This window comes from Vibrio sp. R10-SG3-ISO10 (assembly GCF_059834185.1).
This window is the reverse complement of the sequence record NZ_JCBDHG010000022.1, coordinates 579,442-604,717: the sequence shown is the minus strand read 5'-3', so window position 1 is coordinate 604,717 and position 25,276 is coordinate 579,442. Positions and strand designations below refer to the sequence as shown.

The window sequence follows — 25,276 nt, the reverse complement described above, 5'->3', positions numbered from 1 at the left end:
ATGGATTATTATTGCCGTGAAGATTATTTTCAAACCAACTTTTTACAAAATGTGATCGCGGACAAAAATTCGCCACCGGTTATTAATAGGCAGACTGATTAGACGAATTGTGATGGTTGTTCATTCACCGTCACTCCGCAATACAATGCTTAAGTTATGAGGCCCGTCGTGAGAACAAAAAATCAGAATATCAATGAGTTAAAGCAGTCTTTACAAGGTCAAACCGTCGTTTCTATCCAACCTGTAGTTGGTAGCCCGCTCGAAAAAACCGAGTTTATTGTTGCAATGGCTTTAGCTGCTGAACAAGCCGGAGCTAAAGCGCTTCGCATTGAAGGAGTTGAAAATGTTGCTGCTGTTTCAGGCGCTGTCAGCATACCAATTATCGGTATCGTGAAACGTGACTTGCAGGGCAGTCCTGTCCGGATCACACCTTTCGCTTCTGATGTTGATGATCTTGCCAATGCAGGAGCCACAGTGATCGCATTTGATGCAACAGACAGAACGCGTCCAGAAAGCCGAGAACATATTGCATTAGCGATTAAAAACTCTGGATGTTTCGCTATGGCGGACAGCTCTTGCTTTGAGGATGGTGCTTGGGCACATAGCCAAGGCGTTGAGATTATTGGTTCGACCTTGTCAGGTTACGTGGGTGAGCAAGAACCTGTAGAGCCAGATTTGCAACTGGTTAAACAGTTTTCAGAAGCGGGTTTCTTTACAATGGCGGAAGGACGCTACAACACACCAGAATTAGCTGCAAAAGCGATCGAATCTGGTGCTGTCGCGGTCACCGTTGGTAGCGCAATTACTCGCCTAGAGGTTGTCACTAACTGGTTCAACTCAGCGACACAAACCGCAGGAGCACAACAATGCGTACGCTAGCCATTGACATTGGTGGAACAAAAATCGCGTTAGGGTTCATTGAAAACAGTAAATTGATTCAGCGCTGCCAAATTGCAACGCCTATTGCACACAGTGCCGAGCAGTTTGTCGAAACGATTCTCGGCAGTGCATCGCAGTGGCTCGTACATGTCGATAATATAGGTATTTCCACCACTGGGCTTGTTACACAACAAGGCATTTCGGCGATTAACCCCGAGACTTTGGCTTTCCCTACTCCTTTTCCACTCGCCCAAGTATTGCAATCCATCGTTGGCAAGCCGGTCTTAATGCTCAATGATGCGCAAGCGGCGGCTTGGTTTGAGTACACCATGCTAGAGACACCGGTTAAGAATATGGCCTTTATAACCGTATCTACTGGTGTCGGTGGTGGCATCATTATTGATGGTCAGCTTCATCAAGGGCAAGGAGGATTGGCTGGTCACGTCGGTCATATGGTTATTGACCCCAATGGCCCACAGTGTGGCTGTGGACAAACAGGTTGCGTGGAATCGATAGCGTCTGGCACCGCAATTAAAAAAGCGAGTGACGCTGCTTTCTCCAATCCAATCAGCAATATTGAGCTATTTGAACAGGCGTCATCCAATCCAGAAGCCGAAACAATTATCAGTCAAAGTGCTAACGCTATTGCTACATTATGTTGTAACTTGAAAGCGAGCCTTGACCTCGACTTGATTGTGTTAGGAGGCGGAGTGGGACTTGCACGCAACTACATACAGCGCGTCGAGCAAGCTATTCAACGTCGTCCTAAAGCTTTTCAAATTCCTGTGCAGGCAGCCAAAGGAAATTACGACGCCTGCCTGTTAGGCGCTGCGTTTCAGTTTAAGGAGTAATCCATGGCACTCAAAGCCATTTCTGCACCACGTATTTTCGACGGTGAGCAATACCATAACGATGCCGCGTTAGTCTGGAAGGATGAACAGATCGAATCCATTGTGGCTATCGACAATCTACCGCAAGGCATCAACCACCAGCATTTCGAAGGGGCGCTGATTGCACCTGGATTTATCGATATTCAGGTCAATGGTGGTGGCGATGTCATGTTCAACAACGACATTACTCCTCAAGGCATCGATACGATTTGCTGCGCCCATCGAACTCATGGCACTGCCTATTTATTGCCGACCTTGATCAGCGCAACACCGGACAATATCCAACAAGCATTATCTGCCACCGAGAGAGGGCTCAACGCCAAGATCTCTGGACTGCTTGGGGTACATTTGGAAGGACCTTGGCTCAATAAAGAGAAGAGGGGCGCGCACGATGCCAATCTTTTTTACGCGCCAACCGTCAGCCAATTAGATCAATTTGAGTGGCCAACGCAGGGTAAAGTACTGGTTACCGCTGCGGTAGAAAACATTGAGCCATCTGCTCTACAGTGGATGAAAGATAAGGGCTTCACCCTATCCTGTGGTCATAGTAATGCCAAAGCGGAGCAATTGACTGAAGATAAACTTTCGTTAGTGGATGGCTTTACTCACCTGTTTAATGCGATGTCGCCTTTTGAAGGTCGCGAACCAGGCGTGGTGGGAACTGCTTTAAACAATGATCACGCGTGGTGCTCAATAATCACTGACGGTATTCATGTCCACCCACAAAGCTTCCTTCTTGCGCACAAGGCAAAACCTCAAGGCAAGCTACTGATTGTTACCGACGCCATGGCGACTCTCGGAAGTAAAACCAATCAGTTTGAGCTCGATGGCGAAACAATTCGAGTTATCGACAACAAACTGGTCAACAGTCGAGGAAGTTTAGCTGGCGCGCACATCGGCATGGATGAATCCGTTGCCAATGTGATTCAGTGGGGAATTGCGGAGGAAGAAGCGCTGAAAATGGCGTCTACCTATCCTGCCAACGCCCTAACCTGCGACAATCTAGGAAAACTCAAACCTAGTTTCCGCGCAGCAGCCACCGTGTTAGATGACAACTACCGCAGCCAAGCGGTACTCGTCGATGGTCAGCTATATTAAGAATTAGGAGGTGCCCACCTCCTAATTCTTACGAAGCAAACTTGCTATCACTAGCAGCAAACCGCTCATAAGAAGGGCTGCCCCTAAGTTTTGCATTAAACCAACAGCGGATAAACCAAAACCGATCAGCAAATAATACAGCAAGCCAAACAGTGCACCAGCACTACCAGTCTGTGATTTATACTCTTTTAGGGCTCGGCTCAATATATTTGGAATCCCTACACCAAATGAAGCAACTACCAATAGCATTGGGGCTAGCAGGGCCACTCCGTCTTGAAGCAACCACACCATAATCGCCCCGAGTATAGCGCCCCATGCCGACAGTTGAACCAAGAGTTTTGACTCATAACCTCGGGCAAGAAGCCCCTTGTTTAGCCAACTACCTGCGAAAGTTCCTACTGCTAAGATAATCCCGCTATATCCAAATTGTTTGCTGGTATATCCCATAGCATCAAAGATAAATGGACCAAGCAAATAGTAGCTGAACAATAAAACATTAAAACAAGCCACCATTATCCCATCTATCCAGATGTTTCTGTTTGCTAGCATTTGCTTGGCAAGTGGAACTATGTGGATGTTGCTTTTCATAGCAGGCTTGGTTTCCGGTAAACTCACTAAGCAAAGTAGGAACAAAGCTATCGCCATAATTGATAAAGAGAGAAACACGGCTTTGTGACCTCCAGTATCAGTGAGTACTCCTCCAAACATCAGCCCAATAACCGGACTCAGTGATATACCGATCCCCATCAAACCAAATACTTTGGCTAACCGTGCACCATCATAACTATCACGTAGCATAGTCTGGGTAACCACTGAACCAACCGCTGCCCCAAATGCACTAAGTGCACGCATGAGTAGAAGTGTTTCAAACTGCGAGCACTGCATAGCACCAACAGCTGCTACGCCGTAAACCACTAGCCCCAGCAACATTGAATATCTTCGCCCTAAATAATCAGCAGCCACTCCCCAAAACACGACACCTAGTGCGAAGGCACTAAAGTAAATCGATAGCGTTTGTGCAGCTGTATTACTCGCAACATTAAAAGCGAGGGCGATGTGGGGTAATGCAGGGCTGTAGATAGTCTCAACAATTTGCGGAAACATCATCAAAGCTAGCATTACCCCAACGGAAGGAGTCTTATTCATTACAATATCCCAACTAGAAAAAGTGGGCGTAGTTTAGACAAGAGTGTTAAAGTCCCAATAACGACATTGGAACAATAAACTTCAATATAAGAACAAATGGCGCTAATTAATGACAAGTCTGAATTTGACGTCGATACACTAGACAACACAGTCATCGGGATCGCGGCTCGAATCGGCAAGCATGACTCAGGGATGCATATCCACAGTAAAGCTCAACTTCTCTATGCTCCTGAAGGGTGTATCAGCATACAGTTAGACGATAAAAAAAGTGTCTTGCCCCCCACCCGTGCTGCTTGGATACCTGCAGGGGTGCGCCACTGTGCGACCATGAACAACGTCGTTGAATATCGTTCACTCTACTTCGAAGAAACTCTGGTTGCGTCGTTCAACGAAGTGAAAGTCATCTCTGTAAACTCACTGTTTAAGGCTCTGATCGAGCGAATGTCTTTTTGGCAATGGGACAAGCCTAAGCGAGAAATGCACGCGACGCTCCAACTGTTTCTGGAAGAGCTCCAATCTGCATCCGAATATCAACTGACACTACCTTTTCCTAGCGATCCTAGACTCAATCATTGGCTTGATTCACTTCAACAACCGGACTCTAACGTGCCAAATTTGAACAACTTAGCCAAACAGATTGGCGCTAGCAGCAAAACAATAAGTCGCATATTTTCCAACCAAGCAGGGATGCCGTACCAGTCATGGCGACAGCAATGGAGACTATTGAAATCAATAGAGCTTCTCTCCCAAGGAAAACAGGTCAACGATGTCGCTTACCAATTAGACTTTTCAAGTGATAGCGCTTTCATCACCTTCTTTAAGCAACAAACAGGGACTACGCCGCTCCAATATATGCGCACAACAACTTGATTCATGGGCAGATTACTCTAACAATGACGTATCAATGAGGGAAAGCCAATGTCCGACAAAATCTCTACAACTGCATTAGCCAAATTACGTGAACTGGAACCTAAGCAATTGTTCAACGAACTGAAATCTGCGGGTTACATTAATCGTGCTGAGGAAAGCTGGGTTTTGACCGAGATCGGCGCCAAGTTCGGTGGCGAATACGTCGAACATGCGAAGTTTGGTAAGTTCATTGTCTGGCCAGAAAACCTACTCATAGACAGTGTAGCGACCAGTGGTAAAACGATGAGTGCAACTCAAATTGGAGAACGCTTATCTCTCAATGCCAAAAAAGTGAATCAACTTTTGCAAGAGCTAGGTTGGATTGAAAGGACAGAGAAAGGCTGGACGGTAACGGAATCTGGGCTAACGGTTGGCGGTTATCAACGCGAAGATAAAGAAAGCGGCTATGGTTTTGTCGTTTGGCACGACTCTATCGTTCGTAACAAGCGCTTAAAGCAGTCTGTGATTGAGTTTTCAGGGCAAGATGCCGAGGCACATGCAACAGATAAGTCCCTTTCTAGCTTTAGACAAAAATTTGAAGCGAAACATCGCACTCTAGACGGTCACTATGTACGTTCTAAAGGTGAACTCATAATCGACAACTGGCTCTATATGAATGGAGTGGTTCACGCCTACGATCGTCAATTACCGATAGAACAAGACGTCTTGAGCGATTTCTATTTACCCACTGGAAAAGTCTATTTGCAGTATTGGGGAAGCGACGCTGGCAACACACCAGACAAAGAACAACAATCTATCCGCGAGTTGTATCAGCGGCATAACTTTGCTCTGATAGAGGTGTTCCCGGCAGATATCGACAAACTCGATGACGTTTTACCAGCCAAACTCATAGCCTTCGGCATCAAGGCTTACTAATAGGCTGTCAAAGATAGATGGCTATTGATTGCTCTCTGTCAGCCACTCAATCAATTCGCTGACCATCTCATTGCCTTGCTCTCGAAGGTGTAACAGGTGATAGCCATTCCCAGTGGTCACACTAAGGTCAAAGGGTTGTATTAACCTTTTAAGTTTTAAATCTTGCGCAGCCAAAGTCAGATCACCAATCGCCACCCCGAAACCTTGCTGAGCAGCATTCATCGCTTGATCTAGGGTTGCAAAGGTTTGGTTTCCCTTGCCTTTTAATCGAGTATTGCCATGACTTTCCAGCCATAGCTTCCAGTCTGACTGCTCTTGATTGGCATGCAGCCAAGTAAACTGATTGAGCACATCCTTATCGCCATTTTCCATGATTTGCTGCCATAGCTCTGGAGCGCAGACCGGCGCCAAAAACTCTTCAAACAACAGTGTTTGATTGACCACTTTGCTTCGAGTCGGCTTGCCGTAGGTAATGATCAGATCGAAGCTATCAAAATTCGGCACAGCTTCGTGCTTGGTTGTCGAAGTTAGCTCAACGTTCACGTCAGGGTATGCCTGCTGAAAATTGGCGATACGAGACAATAGCCATGAGGTAATACAACTCGGGGCGTTGAGTTTGATTCGATTTGCGCTGTCAGCGACCTCCCGAACCGACATCTGTAGCCGCTTAATAATATCTTCCGCCAACGGAACAAACTTATCGCCTTCCGGTGTTAAAGACAGCCCCCTCGCCTGACGGTAAAAAAGCTGAACTCCCATGATCTCTTCAAGAGTTTGAATCTGCCGACTGATGGCACCTTGGGTCATATTCAAGGCTTCAGCAGCATGGGTAAAATTAAGGTAATACGCCGTAGAAAAAAAAGCTTGGAGGTTTTTCGTCGAAGGCAATCTTGTGTTCATCATTATCATCCATGACTTTTTTGCATAGCTAGTATGCCTTTATTTCGATTCTACACAAAGAGCATATTGACTAAATTACCACTCATTGGGAGAAAGTACTTAAATAAAACCCTTTTGATTGACTAAATATTCAGTGAAGGTATATAAGATGACGTCACTAGCGGAAAAACTTGCGCCAGAGAACATAAAAAAATTAATACCATATCAATCTGCAAGACGAATCGGTGGCTCTGGTAGGCTGTGGTTGAATGCCAATGAGCTAGAACAACCTCTTCTCTTTACTGAGCATCAACCCGCACTTCATCGTTATCCTGACTTTTTGCCACACGATATCGCTGCAGCATACCAAGCGTATTGCAAAACCACGCAACCAACCATAGCAGTGCGCGGGGCCGATGAGGCGATCGATCTGTTAGTAAGAACGTTCTGCCAGCCTATGCAAGATAGCATTGCGATTTGTACCCCGACCTACGCGATGTACGAATTTTGTGCGGAGTCATTTTCAGTCAATGTCATCAACTGCCCTTTGTTAGCCCCAGACTTCTCACTGGATGTTGAAAACGTAATCAAGGCAGCAGATAGCGCTAACCTACTGTTTCTGTGTTCACCGAACAACCCAACTGGCCAGTTGCTAAACAGAAGTGACATTGTCGCCATACTTGAAAGCACCCAAGACAAATCGCTTGTCGTCGTAGATGAGGCCTATATTGAATTTGAACTCGCAGAGAGTGTTGTCGACCTGATCGAACAATACCCGAATCTGATCGTCATTCGTACTCTATCCAAAGCCTTCGGACTTGCAGCAGTACGATGTGGATTCATCATCGCTTCTTCAAGCGTTATGGCGTTTATTTCTAAACTGGTTCCTCCTTATCCAATGCCAGACAGCTCCGCTGAGATTGTGCTCAAAGCGCTGAGTCCTAAAGGACTTACTCATGTGCATGACAATACACAAGCATTGATTCGTATACGCGATAACTTTGTTCAGCAAATACAGAACCTTAGTTGGATAGAGACCATCTACCCATCTTCAAGCAATTTTGTCTTGATTCGAACTCAACCCGGTATTGAGCTGTTTGAATACCTGATTAAGCAAGGCGTCGTTACTCGCAATCAAAGTCATGAGCCTAGTCTTAAGCACTGCGTACGAATCACCATCGGCTCAGAAACCAGTATGCAGGAAGTCAGTGAAATCATTTGCAACTTTTCTGGCGCCCTGACACCATCCAATAAAAATAGGGATATTACTCATGAACAAAATGCTTAGTGCCTTTGCTTGCGCCGCAGCTCTGCTATCTGCTCCTCTAATGGCTAAGGAAGTCCGTTTAGCTTCTGACTTTACTTATCCACCATTCAATTACATGGATGCAAGTGGAAAGCCAGTCGGATTTGACATCGAGATTGCCGATGCCTTGTGTACTGAAGCCAAACTCAAATGCACTTGGGTATCGCAAGGGTGGGATTCGCTAATTCCAAGCCTACTGGCAAGGAAATCAGATGTTATTATGGCTTCAATGCGTATCACTGAAGAGCGTAAAAAGCGTATCCTCTTCACGAATAAGTACTACCAAACCCCAGCGCGATTTGTGGCAAGCGAAAAGAGCAAAATTGAGCTCACTCCTCAAGGCTTAAAAGGTGCCGTCATCGGTGTCCAGAGTGGCACTATCCACGACCGATATGTCACCGACAAGTTTGGTGATGTTGCAGAAATCAAACGCTACTCTGGTCAAGATGAAGTCTACATTGATATGAAAAATGGTCGCTTAGACCTGACATTTGGTAACTCAGACCAATTAGCTCTGGCGTTCTTGGACAAAGAAATTGGTCAAGGTTTCCAGTTCGTAGGTAAACCAGTAACAGACAAAGCCTATATAGGTGAGGGCACCGCTTTGGCGCTACGTAAAAATGACAAAGCATTAGCCGAGAAGTTTAACCAGGCGATTAAAACGATTCGCGACAATGGGACTTATGACAAAATTGCAGCCAAATACTTCTCCTTTGATATCTACGGAGAAGAGCTTTAACGCAATTTAAAAGAGGCTCAAACGAGCCTCTTTTACTTTCTATTTCATCGCATTGCGATACCGAACCATAATCTCGCTATCCGGTTGATACTGTTGTATTAGATCGGCAAGCTTGCCCTGATTTTTAAGCTCATCAAAACTATTGCGCAACGCTTCAACCACTTGCTGTGATGTCTTATTCCCAGTCACTAACCAGAGCTCTTTGCATAGCTTATCGACTTTCACCACCTCGACAAACTCTTTAGGATCATACCCATACTGCTCCATGCGATAGTGGAAACTCGACGTGACCAAAGGGGCAAAATCTACTCGATGAGCGCGCAGCAACTTAATCGCCACTTTGCCATAGTTAACGGGAATAATATTGGCAAAGCCCTCTTCTCTCGCTACCTCTTCAAAGTTGCTCGCAGTTTGAGCCGCGAAACTGAAATTTTTTAGATCTAGAAAAGAGTTGGGGGAAACATTAGGGCCATCAAAATGACGATAGATCGCAACCTCGTAGGGTGATACAGGCCCTATCCACTGATATTTAAGCTCACGGCTAGGCGTACGAGAAAGTGAGAAGAACAACGTGTTTTCATTTTCTTGAGTGTTTCGAATCGCGCGTTTCCATGGTGCAAAATGCACCTTCGCCACTTCCATAGGGAGCGATTGCGAAGCGTGTTCAACGACCGCTTCAACGAACTTCACCACATACCCTTCCGCTTGTTGATCAACTTGGACCTGTAGCGGTGGAAACTCTTGGGTATACAGATCCAATTGTATCGGCTCAGCGAGGCTAGAAGTCCCCCAAAGGAGCGCTATCCACCCAATCGCTAGATTGCCCAACTTACCAGACTGACGAGTCATATTATTGTTCTTTATGTTTATAAAAATAGGCAGCAATTGGCTGCCTACTATAAACCACTTATTGATAGGATCAATTGGCGATTGGTCTAACCTGTTGCACAATCACTTTATAACTAAGTCCTTGATAGTAAAAAGCCCCTTTCGGGGCTTAGTGATTTGCTTTACTTCGAATACCTTGCCATTGCGGCCTGTTCTTTAGGCACAACAGTCTTACCTATAGGGGCGAGTGATATATAGGCCAACTTAAGGTGCTGAAGCGCAAATGGAATACCTATGACGGTCACAAAGCAGGCCACTGCCGACATAATATGACCAATCGCTAGCCAGATACCCGCTAGTAAAAACCAAATGATATTGCCGACCATACCTAGTGGGCTAGTACCTATATCCATTTCGTTGGTCAGCTCATCGCGAGCGATAGCTTCATGACCAAACGGGAAGAAAGAAAAGTTACCCATGACGAAACAAGCTCGTCCCCATGGAATCCCCACAATACTAATAAACGCAAGCAATCCGAAGAACCACCATAGCAGTCCCATGATAACGCCACCACACAGGAACCAGATGATATTACCAAGAATTCTAAGCACTTTGTCTCTCCTTATAGAAAACCTATCCGTAGACTGATTCGTAATGTTCTACGGTTGGGAATGGGTCATAAAAATGGTGTAAAAGAGCCTTCCATTCCTGATATTCAGCAGACTGCCTAAAGCCCTGCTCATGGTCTTCTAATGTTTGCCAATTCACTAACAAGATATAGCGATTTGGTTTTTCTATACAACGTTGCAACTGATGCGAAACGTAACCCTTCATAGACGAAATTATAGCCTGTGCTTTAGCAAAGTTTTGTTCAAACTCTTTCTCTAAGCTTGGCTTAACATCTAAGATTGCGACTTCCAGTATCATGGTTTTTCCTTAACGTAAGATGAACAAAAGGGTCGCTAGCTCAAACCTTGCCAAACGGCCGTTGCGCCGCTGATCGAGCAAAGTAAAAGAGCGCCAGTGCGAATTTTCTCTTTAGGTAATGATTGAGTGGTCATCATCGCGAGTTTATACCCCACCCAGGCGGCTGGAATAAGCGGAATACTTATCCAAAGGTGGTGTAAGGTTAAAAAGCCTGCTGGCATTTGAATCACAAGCGAGATGATAGAGCTAAAGACAAAAAAGGCAGACAAGTTGCCACGCAGTTGATTAGCTTCTTGGTGCTGAAGCAGCAATGCCATAGGAGGCCCGCCTATAGCAGAGCTGGTACCAAAGAACCCAGAAAAGAAACCCGCGACACCCATTCGCATTGGCGTTGGCTCAATACGAAAAGGGAGCATGCTCACCACAACGGCGAACAGCACTAAGGCACCTAACCACAATGCCAGCAGGTCGGTCGAAACCATAACCAATAACACGCCACCCGCTATCGATCCTGGGACACGCCCAATCAGTGCCATTTTAAGGCCACCAATTTCGACACTGTCTCGATGCTTTAGCGCATTGAGGATCGAAATAAACAGAGCGACTAAACAGATTGGAGCAGGCACATAATCGGGAGAAACAAGAAACAATAAAGGCGCGGCAACAATCGCCAAACCAAAACCGATCGCTGTTTGAACAAACGAACCAAGAAATATTAAAAACGCGGCAATTAATGCCTCAGACGTCATCCATTCAGCGAACATATTATCCAGACAATTGACTAAAAAAGTACCTCACATACTACTCTTAATCCAATGATTTACCATTGAATTTTATTCCTTCTAAGGCCCTGAAAAAACGGTTAAAGCCGATCTAATTGACCAAGATATTGCGCTGCAGTTTCAAGTACCTCTTGTTGCTGATTTTGTTCAAGGTTATCCCAAGAACGATAAATGACTCCAACTCTAGGATTCTTGGTCAGCAATTCACGATTTTTAACCATAAAGCGCCAATACAAGCTGTTCACGGGACAAGCCTTGTCTCCACTTTTTATTTTCACGTTGTAGTGACACTCTTTACAGTAATCGCTCATCCTATTGATGTACGCACCGCTAGCTGCATAAGGCTTAGTACCCACGATTCCACCATCAGCAAACAGCGCCATACCTCTGGTATTAGGCATCTCAACCCATTCGATCGCGTCAACATAAATACCTAGGTACCAATCATCAACTTGGCTTGGGTGTACTTCACTAATCAAGCAAAAGTTACCTGTCACCATTAACCGTTGGATGTGATGTGCATAAGCGTAATCTAGAGACTGTTCAATCGCATTTTTCATGCACATCATTTTCGTTTTACCTGTCCAAAAGAATTCCGGCAACGCATTCTCTGCATTGAGATGATTCAGTTGTGAATAGGTCGGCATATTGACCCAATAGACCGCACGAATGTATTCGCGCCACCCTAAAATTTGACGGATAAAGCCTTCAACCTGTGAGATATCGATCGCTGGATTTGCAGAATATGCAGACAAAGCGGCATTGATAACCTCCAAAGGTTGGAGCATTTTAGCGTTTATAGAGAATGACAGGCGACTGTGGTACAAACTCCATTTCGAGCGATGCTGAGAAGTCATTGCATCTTGAAATCGACCAAAGTTAGGTAAACAGACTTGGCAGAAATAGGCTAACAGGGACAAACTTTGATTGCGGTTGATTGGCCACAACAAGCGATCAACAGTATGTCCTATCGTTTTGATACGATGTCGCTTCAACCGCTCCAAAATAGGATTAATCTGGTTTTCAAACATCAAAGGCGATGGCAATTGCTCGATATCTATCGGTTTGAGCTTATTACGGTTATTCGCATCGTAATTCCACTTTCCTCCGAACGGTTTCCCATCTTCCATTAGAATGTTGAATCGCTTCCTCATTTTGCGATAAAAGTGTTCCATCATTACGTGCTTACCAACGGCAAAGTAATGGCTAAACTCATCGAAAGGCAGCAAGAAATGTTCACTTTCAACCATTTTGACTTCACACCCTTTAAGCACCAGATTCTCTAGCATCTGAGCCAACCGATATTCGTCTGGTCGTTGGTACTGAAAACACTTAGCTTGGGTATCCTCTACATAACTATTGAGTAATTGGCAGAGGTCATCAAAATGAGCTGTATCATCCAAAGTTAAGTGCAATACCTGATGCCCTTCTTCTTTCATCTCATGGGCAAACGTCTCCATCGCAGCGAAGAAAGCACATACCTTTTGAATGTGGTGTCGCGTGTACTCTGCTTCTTGGTACAATTCAGCTACGATATAGAGCACTGAATCATCAACATGTTGGAACCAAGAGTGTTGACTGTTTAACTGATCGCCTAAGATAAGTCTCACGGTATCAAACTTCACTGTTGCCTCCTTTGCAACTAAGTCCAATCCACTTGGCGATAAAGTCACCGTTCGGATCGTACAACTGTGTTTGATATTCAAGGTCAAATTGTCTGGTGGTATTTGGAGCCGCACCAATGCCCGCAATATATTGCCAATTGCCCCAGTTAGAGCTCACATCATAGTCAATCAGTTGGGTTTCAAAATAGGCCGCCCCCATACGCCAATCCAAATCTAGCTCGTAAATCAAGCAACTTGCAGCTAGCTGCCTCCCTCGATTTGACATGTACCCCGATAGTCTAAGTTGATTCATACAAGCATCCACAATCGGGTAACCTGTCATCCCCTGCTTCCATGAGTCAAAAACTTCTATATCTCTCCTCGACATTCGAGTATCACCCACTTTGCTGCCATCAAAAAACAACTGCTTGCCCTGCTTTGTTCCATGCCAATAGAAGTATTCTCTCCACAGCAGTTCAAAATAAATCCAATACGTCGAGTCGTTTGCGCCATGCCTTCGCTCGTAATCACGTAGCTTGCTCACTATCAGTCGAGGCGAAATGCACCCCAGAGCAAGCCAAGGTGAGAATTTGGTTGAGAACAGCATTCCATCCAAACCATTACGTGTCTTCTTGTATTCGCTAGCCAATGAAGTTGCGAAGTAATCCTCAATATGTTCCTGCCCAGTGCTTTCTCCGCCACAAAAAACAAGCTCATCTTCACCAACCACTTTCTGAAATGGGCAATTATCGTGATCGCTGTTAATACCAACGACAGGTTCTATAGATAAAGATTCAACCTGCTTTCTAAACTTGGTAAAAGTGACTGGAATCTCTGATACAGAGAAAGGCAGTTGTTGTAGATTGAACAAAGTATTAACGGGCTGCTGAACAATCTGGATAGCCGGAAATTTCTGTCTCAATTGAACGAGTGCCTTCTGCTCGTCACTTCCCGCACTCTGATTACAAAAAAGGTGAGTAATTTCCAACATTTCAATAAGGTCAGTGAGAAAAGCTATCGTAGGTTTTGATTCGGTTTGTAGGGTCAGATTATGTTGCGTGAGAGCACTGGAAAGCGCATCTATAGACTGTTCGAGAAAGACTTGTTTTGCACAACCGAAGTGCTCTTCTCGCGAATAGTGTTTCAAAAAGGAAGTAAGGGAAGGATTACAGAATACACAATGCAAAGTATCGACTTGGTCAACGGCTCGAGCAAGCAGACAGTTGTCTGCCACTCTTAAATCGTTGGTATACCAGTATAGTCCAGCGGTTTTAGACAACATCAGCTCCTCTTTTACTTTATGCAGTTTCGAACGCAATTAAATCGTCAAACCCATATACGAAAAAGAAGAGCTGAAGAATCAATCCATTACAGAATTACGCGGTCGCCAAACGTCTAACTGGTTGATCATTGATTGGCAGATGAATCAATGCAGCTGCAAACGCGAGAACCACAGTTGACCACCAAATTGGGTCATAAGATCCGTAGTAATCGTAGATTCGTCCACCAGCCCAAGCCCCTAGAAAACTACCGACTTGGTGGGTAAAGAACACCAGACCATATAGCGTCGACAGATACTTGGCTCCGAATATTTGGCGAACCAGTCCAGATGTCAGCGGTACGGTGCCAAGCCAGCAAAAGCCGATCGCCCCACCAAAGATTGCTGCAGTGTGCTCTGTAACAGGCAGAGTTACAAAGGCACCAATCACAACGGTTCTAACTAAATACAGTGCGGACATCACATGACGCTTGTTGAATCTGTCACCCATTACGCCCCAGAAATAGGAACCAAAGATGTTAAAGATACCCACATAAGCCAGAGCCATCGCGGCAGTTGCAGCCGGTAAATGCTTATCAGCCAGATAACTTGGCAAGTGCGTCGCAATAAACATCACGTGAAAGCCACACACAAAGAACCCAAGGTGAATTAACCAATACCCTTTGTGTGCGAAAGCTTCTTTTAACGCCTGTTTAAGCGTTTGGTTGTCATCTTCCTGAATGGCTGACGATTGATTTGTTGTTGCACGGCCATTTTTCATAAACAGAGCAAACGCAATCATTAGGCTGGACAAGATTGCGAAGCCTTGAAGCGCACCTTGCCAACCAAAGTCACTGAGTAAAGTTTGAGCGCCAGGGATCATTGCAAACATGCCAAATGAACCGGCTGCTGTTGTTAGGCCAAAAGCTTTCGCTGCATGCTGCGCGGGCACAACTTTTGCCACTGCGCCAAGTACAATCACATAACTGGTCGCACTCAGACCTAAACCAACCAACACACCTAAAGAGAGGTAAAGTAAGCTCGGCTCCACAGCGATTGAAGTTAAGTACAAACCCGCGCCATAAGCAATCGCGCCCATGATGATGATTCTTTTCGCGCCAAAGCGATCCGCTGCCATGCCGACAAATGGCTGGAAAAAGCCGAACAACAAGTTTTGCAGTGCAATAGCAAAACTGAAAAACTCTCGACCTGTCTGAAAATGGTCCGAGATAGGCATCATAAAGATACCGAAAGATTGCCTGATCCCTAGACAGATAATCAGAATGGCTATCCCAAGCCAAACTATTGGTGGAAATCGGAAAATGCTCATCGCAAAGCCTTAATGATGATGGTGGTGAGAATGGTCGTGGCCGTCGCCTGTTGTCTGATGACAACCGCTATTGATCGCCTGCTGCGCCAGTAGCTCCAACAACTTTGGAGAGTTGTGGACAGCTACCAAAGACAGGGCTAACAGCATTATCATTCGCACTAGCTGAGCAAAAAGTGATTGAGAAAACATGATTCATTATCTCAGCATGGGTTAAAAAAGAGCGCGAAGTGTAGAGCCCCTCGCGCAATGACTCAAATGACATTTAAACAAAGATATTATGCATAATATGCATAGTCTTAGTGACTATGCCTCGACCTTCAATCAGCACTACTTTCCCACTGTCTCATCTGCTCTATCCCGGATTGCATTAGTGCCCAATCCAATAGACTGGTCTGATATCGCCCAGCCTTACCTTCTAAGCGAATGCCATAACTGTTGAGGCGGTAAGCAAGCACGGCATAGAACGCATCAACAGCACCTGGTCGAGCAAACATAAAGGGAAGTTCGGCCTGTGAGAAAATAGCGGTAACTCGTTCAATCTCAAGTCTTAATGCTTGGTTTGACATATCCGCTGGCGGCACAGAATCTAAGGTGAAACTGCATTGAGAACGCAGGGTAAAAAAGCCTGAGTGCATTTCATTACAAAGCGAACGCGCGATCGCCCTCTGGCTTTGATCTTGCGGGTACAACGCCCCACCAGATTGCTCATTGAGGTATTCAACGATGGCCAACGAATCGTGTACCGCTAAGTTGCTATCTTTTAACACAGGCACCAAAGCAGAAGGCGACAATTGAGCCAGTTGCTGTTTTGACGCTGGATTTGAGAGTTCAATGACATGAGCGTCCAGATCTAAGTTCGCCAATGTTGCGCATAACCAAACACGCAGTGACCATGTTGAGCCCGTTCCGACGATTAACTGCATTGTGCTTTCTCCTCTGTTATCAGTTCAAATCCTTCATCTAACCAACCTGTAATACCACCAATCATCTTTTTCACTGGTCGGCCGAGCTTTGCTAAACGCATCGCCGCTTTCTCTGTGCCATTACAATGTGGCCCGGCGCAATACACCACAAACAAGGTATCAAGCGGAAACTCAGCTAAGCGCTTTTCATTGAGTCTTGGGTGGGGAATGTTGATTGCACCGTCAATGTGTCCTTGTTCAAACAAGCTTTCACCTCTGACGTCAACCAAAATGAAATCTTGCAGACCATTGATAAGAGCATGATGCACATCCCAGCAATCGGTTTCGAATCTGAGTAGTTGTTCAAAGTGCGCTAGAGCTTGTTCACTTGCTGCGGCTTTCACACGAGATACTGCGCTAGTCATAACTTGTCCTTGTTTTGTTATTGCTTGTGTACATAGTGCAACCAATTCTCGGTGTGTTAAATTGGCTTAAAAGCCACATATCGTCAATAATAAGCCAAAGTCAAAAAATAAACTTAGTCTTCAAGGAAGAGAAATGAAACGCGTCGCGATACTCGCCCACTGCCATGCCGCGCTGTTTGAAATGTCTTGTGCTATTGAACTATTCGCCCTGCCTAGACCAGAGTTTGAGTCTTGGTATGAGAGTGACGTGGTGACGTTAGAGAGCGCTGACATCCATACCACAGGAAACATCACTCTTAGCGCGCAAAAGGTCGACAGCCTTGAAGATTACGACACTCTGATTATTCCCGGATGGCCGACTTGGGACTATACGATTCCTGAGAAAATAGAAGCGGAAGTTAGTCAATTTTCCAAACAAGGTAAGCGAGTGCTCACTTTGTGTTCAGGTGCATTTTTATTGGCTAAGCTAGGGCTACTCGATGGCAAAACGGCGACTACTCATTGGATGTACGAGCAAAGCTTTCGCTCTCAATTTCCAAACGTGAATTATCAATCTGATGTCCTTTACGTTTTCGATGGCAATATCGGTTGCTCTGCTGGAAGCGCCGCTGCACTCGACCTTGGCTTAGCGGTTATTCGTCATGATTTTGGTTATAGCTTTGCCAATCAAGTGGCGAAAAGATTGGTGATTTCCGCCCATCGACTTGGCGGTCAAGCTCAGTTTGTTGAAACACCGATGTTAGAGGTTCCCAACAATTTTGCATCGGCACTCGACTGGGCCAATAGTCATTTAGACAAGAGTATTAGCGTTGATCTTCTTGCCGAAAAAGCTAGCATGTCGCGTCGCACCTTTGATCGAAAATTTCGCGCCAGCTTCAACTTGTCTCCTAAAGAGTGGCTAATTCAGCAACGTATTGAGCGCGCAAAAGGTCTGCTCGAAATCGAGTCTCACTCTATCGAGCGCTTAGCCAGCATGGCAGGTTTCGAAAGTGCCACAACTTTACGCCATCACTTCCGGCGTTTGGTCGGTGTGTCGCCGCAGCAATATCGTAAACAATTTGGGGATTTAGCCTAGCTCTACTTGTCGTTTTTGACTCACATCAACCGTACGGCGTTTATACCCTTAATGGCGATGTGAAAATTACATCGCCTTGTTAGCATGGCGACTCTTCAAAAAGGGATCGCCAAATCATGAAAGCTAACTTGAATAAAGTCCTGTTGGATATCGCGCTCAATTTAAGTTCCAACCAAAACAGTGAAACCCAATATCAGCATCTTATTGATGGTATTGATCAGGTGTTTCCTTGTGATGCGAGCGCGTTATTTATCCTCGATCAAGATGGCTTTCTTACTCCCGTCGCGGTTAAAGGCATATCGAGCAGCATCCTAGCACGGCGATTTTTCCCTAAAACTCACCCTCGCCTACAAGCCATCATGGAGAGTAAACAACCCGTCCGTTTTGGTGCCGACTGTGAGTTGCCCGACCCATTTAGTGGCATCCTGTTAAGTGAAGAAGCCGAGCTTGATGTCCATGACTGTATGGGCTGTAGCTTGTATGTCGGTGGGCAGTTGGTCGGAGTGCTGACGCTAGATTCTTTGACTGTGGGGGCATTCGACAGCATTGATCCGGTGACAATCGAAACCTTCGCCGCACTTGCTGCTGCCACTCTGCGTAACATTGCCCAAGTGAAAGCCCTTAAGGCCCAAAACAAGAAGCAAAAACACGTCACGGAAACCTTGATTCAACAAGCTCGCTCCAAGCAAGGAGAGATGGTTGGCGTTAGTCCGCAGATAGAAAAACTACGCACCAACATAGCGACGGTTGCGCGGTCTGACTATGCCGTGTTGATCACAGGGGAAACTGGGGTGGGAAAAGAGCTCGTTGCGCACAGTGTGCACGCTCAAAGTCACCGCGCCAACAAGCCGATGATCTACGTAAACTGCGCTGCGCTACCTGAAGGTCTCGCCGAAAGCGAGTTGTTTGGTCATGTTAAAGGTGCATTCACAGGTGCAAACAGTTCCAGAGCAGGTAAGTTTGAACTTGCCGATGGCGGCACCATTTTCCTAGACGAATTGGGTGAGTTGCCACTTGTGCTGCAGGCAAAATTGCTGCGTGTGATTCAACAAGGAGAGCTGCAAAGAGTCGGTAGTGACCAGCATTTGTTGGTTAATGTACGTATTATTGCGGCCACTAATCGCTCTCTAGCTCAAGAAGTTGAAGATGGACAGTTCAGAGCCGATTTATACCACCGTTTAAATGTCTTCCCTATTTCAGTGCCGCCGCTAAGAAAGCGCGAAGGTGATCTCCCGGTACTCGCGGGATACTTGCTAGAAAAAGTGCGCAGCCAGTTCAACATCCCTAACCTGCATTTGCACCCTAAAAGCCTAAACCTACTTGAGCGTCAAGCGTGGCCAGGCAATGTCCGAGAGCTTGAACACACCCTCACTAGAGCCGCCCTGCGCGCCATCCAAGATCAGCAACAGATCATTACAACTCTTCACTTTGACGGTGGTATTGAGACTACAGAGAAGCCGACAAACAACAATTATCTACCCAAACAGAGTCAAGCTATGCGTGGATTAGTTGAAGGCTATCAAAAAGATCTCATCCTACATGCACTTGAGAAATCGAATGGCACGTGGGCTAAAGCCGCTGAGTTTCTGCAAATGGATAGAGGAAATCTATACCGGATGGGCAAAAAACTCGGAGTAGAGATTTAACACTTCTCCCGCCACTCAGACCAGGATAGTCATAATTGAAACTAACCTCTCAAACATGAGAGCCAACAAAACCTTCCACGCTAATCACGCTATATTCAGATAAAAACCTTTCCAATGAAATCAATTTTGAAATATAATTACCACAAATGATTTCCAAATGGTCATTTTTGTTACACAAAACATTAAAAGACGCCGAAAAGTTTCTAATTTAAGTTGCCGATCACGAATAGATGTACAGAAACAAAATTCGGATTGGCTCGACTTAGGCCTAGTAGCTTCGATTTTGAATCGTTATAGATAGCATGAATGAAACAAATGAGTACTTAAATGAACTCCATATCGTCGTCTTACTTGTACAACACTCAGAACAGCGTTGATGGTATTACTCAATGAAAAAACTTCTTTTGTCTGCAGCAGTTAGCTTCGTTTTTGCGCAAAGTACTGCTTTCGCCAACACTCCTAACAATGCAATTACTGCAAATACTGACGACGACTATGTTGTGGCAGGAGACTACATTCAAATCGCTTTACCTGTGACGGGGCTGTTCGCGGCCTGGCTACATGATGATGGAGAAGGAGCCAAGCAGCTGACGTACTCACTTGCGACAACTATAGGTATTGTTCAAGCGGGTAAATTTGCCGTAGGCCGAATTAGACCAAACTCATCGAACTCAGCGTCGTTCCCCTCGGGACACACTGCGGCAGCATTCTCAGGAGCTTCTTTTCTACACACTCGCTACGGCGCTAAGTGGGGGATTCCTGCGTATGCTGCCGCAAGCTTTGTAGGCGCAAGCCGTGTTCACGGAAATCGCCATTATGCCGACGACGTTTTAGCTGGCGGCGGTATTGCATTTCTAACCAACCAGTTTTTCGTCTCAGAGTATTCCCCGGAAGGCGTAAATCTTAGTGCTGCGCCACTAAAAGACGGCATGATGGTCAATGTAAGCTTGACCAACAAAGCGTTTGAATATGACTCTAACAGAAAGCGTACAAATCCGGTTTATGCGAAGAGTAAACGTCACTCCTTTACTCTAGATATTGGTTTCAATACTTACGACACTTTGGGTGATTTCGGTGTAAACCAAACGCTAGAAAACTCAGCACCTGACGACGACTACCAGCCTTTCTCATCCGCTTACTATACGTACCAGCTAGATGATGATAGCTCGATAGAAGTACAAATGGCCCCTAACGAAACTCGCCGTACAGGTAAAGTAAGCGGTAACTTCGAGGTCAGCGACAATAGCTACTCACAAGGTGAAGAAATCTTTATTGCTCTGCGTCAATGGAGTGCTGGTGCACAATATCAAAAGCACTATCAGGTGAGTGATCAAGTAACCATGACGGCCGGTGCTGGTTTATACGCTTACTTAGTCGAATTGGAAACCGATCTATTAAACGGTGGTAAGCACTCCAAGCTAAGCTCCAAACCGGTGCTTCCGGCAATATCTGGGCAAATGGAATATGCCTTTAATGATAACTGGTCGGTTAAAGGAAGAATGGATTACCTAACCTTTGATCGTGACAGCGTATTCAACTCAGAAGCTGGGATTAATTACAAACCTAACACTGACTGGACGCTCGCTCTTAAGTACGCCTACACCAATAATCGATGGGATATGTATGACACCCGATACAAATCCGAGTCTGTTTTGCTCTCAGTGACTAACCACTTTTAACACTCCTTAGGCTCACCCCATTTGGTGAGCCTTTTAATTACCACTTCTTCCAGCGTTGTAATAATCACATCACTCCTTAGCCACCCCATTAACCTACGTATTTTCCTCGAGTTATCGCATTCGACTGGCACAGGGACATGTTTATTGTTCAAGGTTTAGCCACATACTCAATGCTTAGTCGTTCTTTCTCTGCGCCAAAACGCTAATACGATGTAATAAGCACAACACTCACGATGTATTTACTACATCAACCCAATACTAGAACAACCAATAAATTAAATAAAAACAAATAGTTAACTATTGGCACACTACCTGCTCTATCAGTCTCAAAATAAAACGGCGGATGGTTCCGCTAACAATTATCACGACTGGAGACGCGCAATGTTCTGTATTCAATGTGAACAGACTATTCAAACCCCTACTGTAAAGGGCTGCTCATTTGCACAAGGTATGTGTGGCAAAACTTCTGAAGTTTCTGATTTACAAGACGTATTAGTCTACACCCTACAAGGTGTATCTTACTGGGCTGAGCAAGCGCGCAAATTCGATATCATCGATACTGAAATCGACCAGTGGGCACCAAAAGCTTTCTTTTCTACGCTGACCAACGTTAACTTCGATCCAGAGCGCATTCTTGAGCTTGCTTCATTGGCTGCGCAATACAAAGCTCGCTTAAAAGAGCAAACGCTCGCGGCAGCTAAATTGGGTGATATCGAACTGGATGAAGCACCATCTGTCGCCCACTTTGAACTTCCGGCGAGTGCGGAAGAGATTTTGGCTCATGCTCCTCTTGTGGCAGTTAACCGCGGCTACCAACACCTGAGTGAAGATGTAATTGGTCTGCGCCTACTTTGCTTATACGGCCTAAAAGGTGCTGCAGCCTACATGGAGCACGCACGCGTACTAGAGCAAACCAACACAGATATTTATGCCGAGTACCACCAAATCATGGCATGGCTTGGCACCGACCCAGAAGACTTAAACGCTTTGCTTGAGTGTTCAATGCAGATTGGCCTAATGAACTACAAGGTGATGGAGATGCTAGACGCGGGTGAAACTGCTACGTTCGGTCACCCTACTCCTACTGCCGTTAACGTTAAGACAGTAAAAGGCAAAGCGATTCTAGTGTCTGGTCATGACCTACATGATCTAGAAAAGATCCTACAACAAACTGAAGGCAAAGGCATTAATGTCTACACCAATGGTGAAATGCTACCTGCACACGGCTACCCTGAACTAAACAAGTATCCTCATTTAGTGGGTAACTACGGCAGCGCATGGCAAAACCAGCAAAAAGAGTTTGCCAACTTCCCTGGTGCGATTGTGATGACATCGAACTGTTTGTTGAATCCAAATGTCGGCCAGTACGCCGATCGCCTGTTTACACGCAGCATTGTTGGCTGGCCGGGTGTTGCACATATCGAAGGTGATGATTTCAGCCAAGTGATTGAGTGCGCTCTAGCTCAAGACGGTTTCCAACATGATGAAATCGAACAGATGATCACGGTTGGCTTCGGTCGTAATGCGCTGATGGAAGCCGCGCCAGCGGTGGTTGAACAAGTTAAGGAAGGCAACATCAAGCACTTCTTCTTAGTGGGTGGTTGTGATGGCGATAAGTCTGAGCGTAGTTACTACACAGACTTCACCGCAGCAGCACCTGAAGACAGCGTTATCCTGACTCTAGCTTGCGGTAAATTCCGCTTCAACAAGAATCAGTTTGGTGACATCAACGGTATCCCACGCCTACTCGATGTAGGTCAATGTAATGATGCTTACTCAGCAATCCAACTTGCACTAGCACTATCTAAAGAGTTCGACTGTGATATCAATGAGCTTCCGCTAACCCTCGTTCTATCTTGGTTTGAGCAAAAAGCGATTGTTATCTTACTTACCCTATTCGCTTTAGGCGTGAAAGGTATCTATACAGGTCCAACAGCACCTGCTTTCTTGACTGACAACCTACTGGCAATCATCCAAGAGAAATTCGACATGCGCAGTATCGGTAATGTTGAAGACGATCTAAAAACCATCTTAGCTGCTTAATCCTCGCCAATTTGCCTAGCTCTAATTGGAGCTAGGCACTTTTTTAAGAGAAAACTATGACAAGTGAATGGCAAAACAACCTGCCAACAACTTTACGCTGCGTAGAGAAGTGGCAAGAAACCCAAGATACCGTGAGCATAACGCTGGCCCCTATAGGCGATGAAGATATCGCTTTCGAATTTAAGCCCGGACAGTTTGTCTCACTCGGTTTTGCGATAGAGGGTAAAGTTGAATATAGAGCCTACTCGATTAGCTCTGTGCCTAATGAACCTCTGTTAAAACTGACCATCAAGCGCGTTGAGGGAGGGTTAATCTCAAACCACATTGTCGATACCTTCGCCCCGGGTGATACTGTGTTAGCCCTTGCGCCTACGGGTCCATTTAACAGTGTCGATTGCGCGCCAAAAGAGAAAGTCGTTATGCTTAGCGCAGGTTGCGGTATTACCCCTGTAATGTCGATGACAAAGACCTGGTTAGCTGATGAAAAAGATATCGACATCGTCTTTATTCATATGGCTAAAAGCGCTCCGCAGACCATCTATTTTGATGAGCTAGAGTCAATGGACAGCATTCACAGCCACTTCCACTTTAAGTTGCTGTTAAAAGACAACACCGGGACGCGTCATCCGCAAGGTCGCCTAGATAAGGTATGGCTACAAACCCTATGTCCTGACATCGCACAGCGCACCGTTTATCTATGCGGGCCAACTCAGTTTATGCAGGATATGGAGTCTCACTCACTCGCACTCGGAGTCGAGCCTCAAGCGTTTCATCAGGAAAGCTTCACTCCAATCGAAACCCATCAAGAGCCATCTGCTGGCGGTGTGGTTCAATTTGAAGTGCCCGCTTTTGGTGTCACTGCTGAAGTAGAGCAAGGTGCAACACTTGCCGATGTCCTAGAAGACAATGGTGTACCCATCATCATCGCTTGTCGCAGCGGTATGTGTGGTTCTTGCAAATGCAAGGTGACTAAAGGGGAAGTGTCTCGTACTAGCACCGAAACTCTGACTGAGCAAGACTTAGCGGAAGGTTATACGCTAGCGTGCTCTAGCCAGATTCAGAGCGATGTTGAAGTCGAATTGACGTAATTGTACACATTCCGAGTAAGTCTTTACTTACTCGGAGTCCTTTCTATCGTACTAGCTTACCAAACGCTTTAGTCGGGCTCTTTTGCATCGATGTAGGCTTAACGATTAACCCAATCCCAACCAAAAACAGTCCAGAGGCAATGATCTGTGCCATCGACAGCATCTCATCATACATAAAGTAACCACTTACCAAAGCAAACACTGGAACCAGTAACGTCAGTGGCGCAGTGGTACTTAACGGGTACTTAATCAGCATCAGATTCCACACCCAGTAACCAAACAGAGTGGTTGGATACGCCTGAAACACCACGGCTATCGTCGTGTTCCAATCCCACTGTTCAAACGCCTGCCAGATGATCGCTTCACCATGCAGAGACACGGCAAATAGAACAAGTGGCAGCGGCGAAAACAGCATTCCCCACACATTGAACGCGAATGCCTGTGTCGTCTTCGACGCTTTAACAATGACGCCCATCAAGGTCCAAGAGCACGCCGCGATCATAATCAATGCAACGCCCTTCAAGGTGACATTCCCTGTCGTCGCTGAAACCAGTACCGCCAAGGCACACATCGCTAATGCCGCCCCAACAATTTTGCGCAGCGGTGCCTGCTCTTTGAATATCCAAATCCCGACGGCCATGCCGATAAGTACATTGGTTGACAGTAAAACGGAAGACATTCCAGACGAAAGCCCTGCAGTGATAGACCAAGAGGCCATTCCCCACACACCGACCCCAAACACAATGCCGTAGCCAACTAGATAACGCCACGCGACATTTGGCCTAGCAATAAAGAAGATCGCAGGAATCACCGCGAGCGCAAAACGTGCTGCTGTTGCCAATAAGGGGTGAACATTGGTTACCCCCATTTTGATCATCGAGAAGTTAAATCCCCATATAGCCATGACAAGCACGGCAAGCAATAAGTCATTTCTTTTCATATTCGTCCCTCTTATGTTTTGCCACAG

General features: G+C 45.7%; 25 protein-coding genes. 12 read left to right on the top strand and 13 right to left on the bottom strand.

All coding sequences use genetic code 11. The features are described from left to right. The first annotated feature begins 156 nt into the window (after window positions 1–156). Genes AC6R16_RS16270 through nagA form a run of 3 tightly spaced genes read left to right on the top strand, consistent with a single transcriptional unit; the run spans window position 157 to window position 2,867 of the window. Window positions 157–879 (top strand): putative N-acetylmannosamine-6-phosphate 2-epimerase, encoded by a 723-nt coding sequence (locus tag AC6R16_RS16270; protein ID WP_500675061.1) that lies wholly within the window; start codon window positions 157–159, stop codon window positions 877–879. After that, window positions 867–1,730, top strand: coding sequence for an N-acetylmannosamine kinase (locus tag AC6R16_RS16265; protein ID WP_500675060.1), 864 nt, complete (start codon window positions 867–869; stop codon window positions 1,728–1,730). The genes AC6R16_RS16270 and AC6R16_RS16265 overlap by 13 nt, the downstream gene beginning before the upstream one ends. Before the next feature lie 3 nt (window positions 1,731–1,733). Further along, complete coding sequence (gene nagA / locus AC6R16_RS16260; RefSeq protein WP_500675059.1) at window positions 1,734–2,867, top strand: N-acetylglucosamine-6-phosphate deacetylase; 1,134 nt, start codon at window positions 1,734–1,736, stop codon at window positions 2,865–2,867. A 21-nt stretch (window positions 2,868–2,888) separates the two neighbouring features. Here nagA and AC6R16_RS16255 read toward each other — a convergent pair whose 3' ends face one another. Beyond that, window positions 2,889–4,013, bottom strand: a complete 1,125-nt coding sequence (locus AC6R16_RS16255) for a multidrug effflux MFS transporter (RefSeq protein WP_500675058.1) — start codon at window positions 4,011–4,013, stop codon at window positions 2,889–2,891. Window positions 4,014–4,109: 96 nt separating this feature from the next. Here AC6R16_RS16255 and AC6R16_RS16250 point away from each other — a divergent pair, with 96 nt between their 5' ends. After that, the gene (locus tag AC6R16_RS16250) at window positions 4,110–4,883 is read left to right on the top strand and encodes an AraC family transcriptional regulator (RefSeq protein ID WP_239852314.1); all 774 of its coding nucleotides are present in this window, start codon (window positions 4,110–4,112) and stop codon (window positions 4,881–4,883) included. Window positions 4,884–4,931: 48 nt separating this feature from the next. After that, entirely contained in the window at window positions 4,932–5,798 is an 867-nt protein-coding gene (locus AC6R16_RS16245) for a glycerol kinase (RefSeq protein WP_500675057.1), read from the top strand. 21 nt (window positions 5,799–5,819) lie between these two features. On the opposite strand, the gene AC6R16_RS16240 is transcribed toward AC6R16_RS16245, so the two are convergent. After that, window positions 5,820–6,698, bottom strand: a complete 879-nt coding sequence (locus AC6R16_RS16240; protein WP_500675352.1) for a LysR substrate-binding domain-containing protein — start codon at window positions 6,696–6,698, stop codon at window positions 5,820–5,822. A 148-nt stretch (window positions 6,699–6,846) separates the two neighbouring features. Between AC6R16_RS16240 and hisC the strand changes: the two genes are divergently transcribed. Together hisC and AC6R16_RS16230 are read left to right on the top strand one after the other, a co-directional pair. Then, window positions 6,847–7,965: a histidinol-phosphate transaminase gene (gene hisC, locus AC6R16_RS16235; RefSeq protein ID WP_500675056.1), complete on the top strand. Its 1,119-nt coding sequence runs from the start codon at window positions 6,847–6,849 to the stop codon at window positions 7,963–7,965. After that, complete coding sequence (locus tag AC6R16_RS16230) at window positions 7,949–8,722, top strand: ABC transporter substrate-binding protein (protein WP_500675055.1); 774 nt, start codon at window positions 7,949–7,951, stop codon at window positions 8,720–8,722. Before hisC ends, AC6R16_RS16230 begins: the two co-directional genes overlap by 17 nt. A gap of 39 nt (window positions 8,723–8,761) precedes the next feature. Here the strand turns inward: AC6R16_RS16230 and AC6R16_RS16225 are convergent, their stop codons facing one another. The 10 genes from AC6R16_RS16225 to AC6R16_RS16180 all read right to left on the bottom strand — a co-directional run bounded on the left by AC6R16_RS16225 (window position 8,762) and on the right by AC6R16_RS16180 (window position 16,778). Further along, the gene (locus AC6R16_RS16225) at window positions 8,762–9,571 is read right to left on the bottom strand and encodes a substrate-binding periplasmic protein (protein WP_500675054.1); all 810 of its coding nucleotides are present in this window, start codon (window positions 9,569–9,571) and stop codon (window positions 8,762–8,764) included. A gap of 161 nt (window positions 9,572–9,732) precedes the next feature. Next, window positions 9,733–10,161 carry a YccF domain-containing protein gene (locus tag AC6R16_RS16220; RefSeq protein ID WP_500675053.1) on the bottom strand — a complete coding sequence of 143 codons (429 nt, stop codon included), beginning with the start codon at window positions 10,159–10,161 and terminating at the stop codon, window positions 9,733–9,735. A gap of 22 nt (window positions 10,162–10,183) precedes the next feature. After that, on the bottom strand, window positions 10,184–10,477 hold the full coding sequence (locus tag AC6R16_RS16215) for an antibiotic biosynthesis monooxygenase family protein (RefSeq protein WP_500675052.1): 294 nt from the start codon (window positions 10,475–10,477) through the stop codon (window positions 10,184–10,186). A gap of 35 nt (window positions 10,478–10,512) precedes the next feature. Then, on the bottom strand, window positions 10,513–11,241 hold the full coding sequence (locus AC6R16_RS16210; protein WP_500675051.1) for a sulfite exporter TauE/SafE family protein: 729 nt from the start codon (window positions 11,239–11,241) through the stop codon (window positions 10,513–10,515). A gap of 98 nt (window positions 11,242–11,339) precedes the next feature. Next, window positions 11,340–12,884: a cryptochrome/photolyase family protein gene (locus AC6R16_RS16205; RefSeq protein WP_500675050.1), complete on the bottom strand. Its 1,545-nt coding sequence runs from the start codon at window positions 12,882–12,884 to the stop codon at window positions 11,340–11,342. Further along, window positions 12,874–14,145 carry a DASH family cryptochrome gene (locus AC6R16_RS16200; protein ID WP_500675049.1) on the bottom strand — a complete coding sequence of 424 codons (1,272 nt, stop codon included), beginning with the start codon at window positions 14,143–14,145 and terminating at the stop codon, window positions 12,874–12,876. Before AC6R16_RS16200 ends, AC6R16_RS16205 begins: the two co-directional genes overlap by 11 nt. Before the next feature lie 94 nt (window positions 14,146–14,239). Further along, window positions 14,240–15,451 carry an MFS transporter gene (locus AC6R16_RS16195; RefSeq protein ID WP_500675048.1) on the bottom strand — a complete coding sequence of 404 codons (1,212 nt, stop codon included), beginning with the start codon at window positions 15,449–15,451 and terminating at the stop codon, window positions 14,240–14,242. A 9-nt stretch (window positions 15,452–15,460) separates the two neighbouring features. After that, a complete protein-coding gene (locus AC6R16_RS16190; RefSeq protein ID WP_239852292.1) occupies window positions 15,461–15,640 on the bottom strand; it encodes a hypothetical protein in 180 nt (59 codons plus the stop codon). Between the two features lie 128 nt (window positions 15,641–15,768). Beyond that, on the bottom strand, window positions 15,769–16,374 hold the full coding sequence (locus AC6R16_RS16185) for a glutathione S-transferase N-terminal domain-containing protein (protein WP_500675047.1): 606 nt from the start codon (window positions 16,372–16,374) through the stop codon (window positions 15,769–15,771). Beyond that, window positions 16,365–16,778, bottom strand: coding sequence for a rhodanese-like domain-containing protein (locus AC6R16_RS16180; RefSeq protein WP_500675046.1), 414 nt, complete (start codon window positions 16,776–16,778; stop codon window positions 16,365–16,367). The genes AC6R16_RS16185 and AC6R16_RS16180 overlap by 10 nt, the downstream gene beginning before the upstream one ends. A 133-nt stretch (window positions 16,779–16,911) precedes the next feature. Here AC6R16_RS16180 and AC6R16_RS16175 point away from each other — a divergent pair, with 133 nt between their 5' ends. From AC6R16_RS16175 to AC6R16_RS16155, 5 genes are all read left to right on the top strand, one after another. Continuing rightward, entirely contained in the window at window positions 16,912–17,853 is a 942-nt protein-coding gene (locus tag AC6R16_RS16175) for a helix-turn-helix domain-containing protein (protein WP_500675045.1), read from the top strand. 116 nt (window positions 17,854–17,969) lie between these two features. Beyond that, complete coding sequence (gene norR / locus AC6R16_RS16170; RefSeq protein WP_500675044.1) at window positions 17,970–19,499, top strand: nitric oxide reductase transcriptional regulator NorR; 1,530 nt, start codon at window positions 17,970–17,972, stop codon at window positions 19,497–19,499. A gap of 389 nt (window positions 19,500–19,888) precedes the next feature. Continuing rightward, complete coding sequence (locus AC6R16_RS16165; RefSeq protein ID WP_500675043.1) at window positions 19,889–21,178, top strand: phosphatase PAP2 family protein; 1,290 nt, start codon at window positions 19,889–19,891, stop codon at window positions 21,176–21,178. Window positions 21,179–21,559: 381 nt separating this feature from the next. Then, entirely contained in the window at window positions 21,560–23,221 is a 1,662-nt protein-coding gene (gene hcp, locus AC6R16_RS16160) for a hydroxylamine reductase (RefSeq protein WP_500675042.1), read from the top strand. A 56-nt stretch (window positions 23,222–23,277) separates the two neighbouring features. Then, window positions 23,278–24,309 (top strand): FAD-binding oxidoreductase, encoded by a 1,032-nt coding sequence (locus AC6R16_RS16155; protein ID WP_500675041.1) that lies wholly within the window; start codon window positions 23,278–23,280, stop codon window positions 24,307–24,309. A gap of 43 nt (window positions 24,310–24,352) precedes the next feature. Here the strand turns inward: AC6R16_RS16155 and AC6R16_RS16150 are convergent, their stop codons facing one another. Continuing rightward, on the bottom strand, window positions 24,353–25,249 hold the full coding sequence (locus AC6R16_RS16150) for an EamA family transporter (RefSeq protein ID WP_500675040.1): 897 nt from the start codon (window positions 25,247–25,249) through the stop codon (window positions 24,353–24,355). Window positions 25,250–25,276 lie beyond the last annotated feature (27 nt).

Excerpts from the sequence above, each read along its gene's own strand:
- norR (WP_500675044.1), top strand. The coding sequence starts at position 17,970 with ATGAAAGCTAACTTGAATAAAGTCCTGTTGGATATCGCGCTCAATTTA.
- nagA (WP_500675059.1), top strand. The coding sequence starts at position 1,734 with ATGGCACTCAAAGCCATTTCTGCACCACGTATTTTCGACGGTGAGCAA.
- AC6R16_RS16175 (WP_500675045.1), top strand. The coding sequence starts at position 16,912 with ATGAAACGCGTCGCGATACTCGCCCACTGCCATGCCGCGCTGTTTGAA.
- AC6R16_RS16225 (WP_500675054.1), bottom strand. The coding sequence starts at position 9,571 with ATGACTCGTCAGTCTGGTAAGTTGGGCAATCTAGCGATTGGGTGGATA.
- AC6R16_RS16215 (WP_500675052.1), bottom strand. The coding sequence starts at position 10,477 with ATGATACTGGAAGTCGCAATCTTAGATGTTAAGCCAAGCTTAGAGAAA.
- AC6R16_RS16230 (WP_500675055.1), top strand. The coding sequence starts at position 7,949 with ATGAACAAAATGCTTAGTGCCTTTGCTTGCGCCGCAGCTCTGCTATCT.
- hisC (WP_500675056.1), top strand. The coding sequence starts at position 6,847 with ATGACGTCACTAGCGGAAAAACTTGCGCCAGAGAACATAAAAAAATTA.
- AC6R16_RS16270 (WP_500675061.1), top strand. The coding sequence starts at position 157 with ATGAGGCCCGTCGTGAGAACAAAAAATCAGAATATCAATGAGTTAAAG.
- AC6R16_RS16250 (WP_239852314.1), top strand. The coding sequence starts at position 4,110 with ATGGCGCTAATTAATGACAAGTCTGAATTTGACGTCGATACACTAGAC.
- AC6R16_RS16155 (WP_500675041.1), top strand. The coding sequence starts at position 23,278 with ATGACAAGTGAATGGCAAAACAACCTGCCAACAACTTTACGCTGCGTA.
- AC6R16_RS16185 (WP_500675047.1), bottom strand. The coding sequence starts at position 16,374 with ATGCAGTTAATCGTCGGAACGGGCTCAACATGGTCACTGCGTGTTTGG.
- AC6R16_RS16255 (WP_500675058.1), bottom strand. The coding sequence starts at position 4,013 with ATGAATAAGACTCCTTCCGTTGGGGTAATGCTAGCTTTGATGATGTTT.
- AC6R16_RS16180 (WP_500675046.1), bottom strand. The coding sequence starts at position 16,778 with ATGACTAGCGCAGTATCTCGTGTGAAAGCCGCAGCAAGTGAACAAGCT.
- AC6R16_RS16245 (WP_500675057.1), top strand. The coding sequence starts at position 4,932 with ATGTCCGACAAAATCTCTACAACTGCATTAGCCAAATTACGTGAACTG.
- AC6R16_RS16200 (WP_500675049.1), bottom strand. The coding sequence starts at position 14,145 with ATGTTGTCTAAAACCGCTGGACTATACTGGTATACCAACGATTTAAGA.
- hcp (WP_500675042.1), top strand. The coding sequence starts at position 21,560 with ATGTTCTGTATTCAATGTGAACAGACTATTCAAACCCCTACTGTAAAG.
- AC6R16_RS16240 (WP_500675352.1), bottom strand. The coding sequence starts at position 6,698 with ATGAACACAAGATTGCCTTCGACGAAAAACCTCCAAGCTTTTTTTTCT.
- AC6R16_RS16150 (WP_500675040.1), bottom strand. The coding sequence starts at position 25,249 with ATGAAAAGAAATGACTTATTGCTTGCCGTGCTTGTCATGGCTATATGG.
- AC6R16_RS16195 (WP_500675048.1), bottom strand. The coding sequence starts at position 15,451 with ATGAGCATTTTCCGATTTCCACCAATAGTTTGGCTTGGGATAGCCATT.
- AC6R16_RS16165 (WP_500675043.1), top strand. The coding sequence starts at position 19,889 with ATGAAAAAACTTCTTTTGTCTGCAGCAGTTAGCTTCGTTTTTGCGCAA.
- AC6R16_RS16190 (WP_239852292.1), bottom strand. The coding sequence starts at position 15,640 with ATGTTTTCTCAATCACTTTTTGCTCAGCTAGTGCGAATGATAATGCTG.
- AC6R16_RS16210 (WP_500675051.1), bottom strand. The coding sequence starts at position 11,241 with ATGTTCGCTGAATGGATGACGTCTGAGGCATTAATTGCCGCGTTTTTA.
- AC6R16_RS16265 (WP_500675060.1), top strand. The coding sequence starts at position 867 with ATGCGTACGCTAGCCATTGACATTGGTGGAACAAAAATCGCGTTAGGG.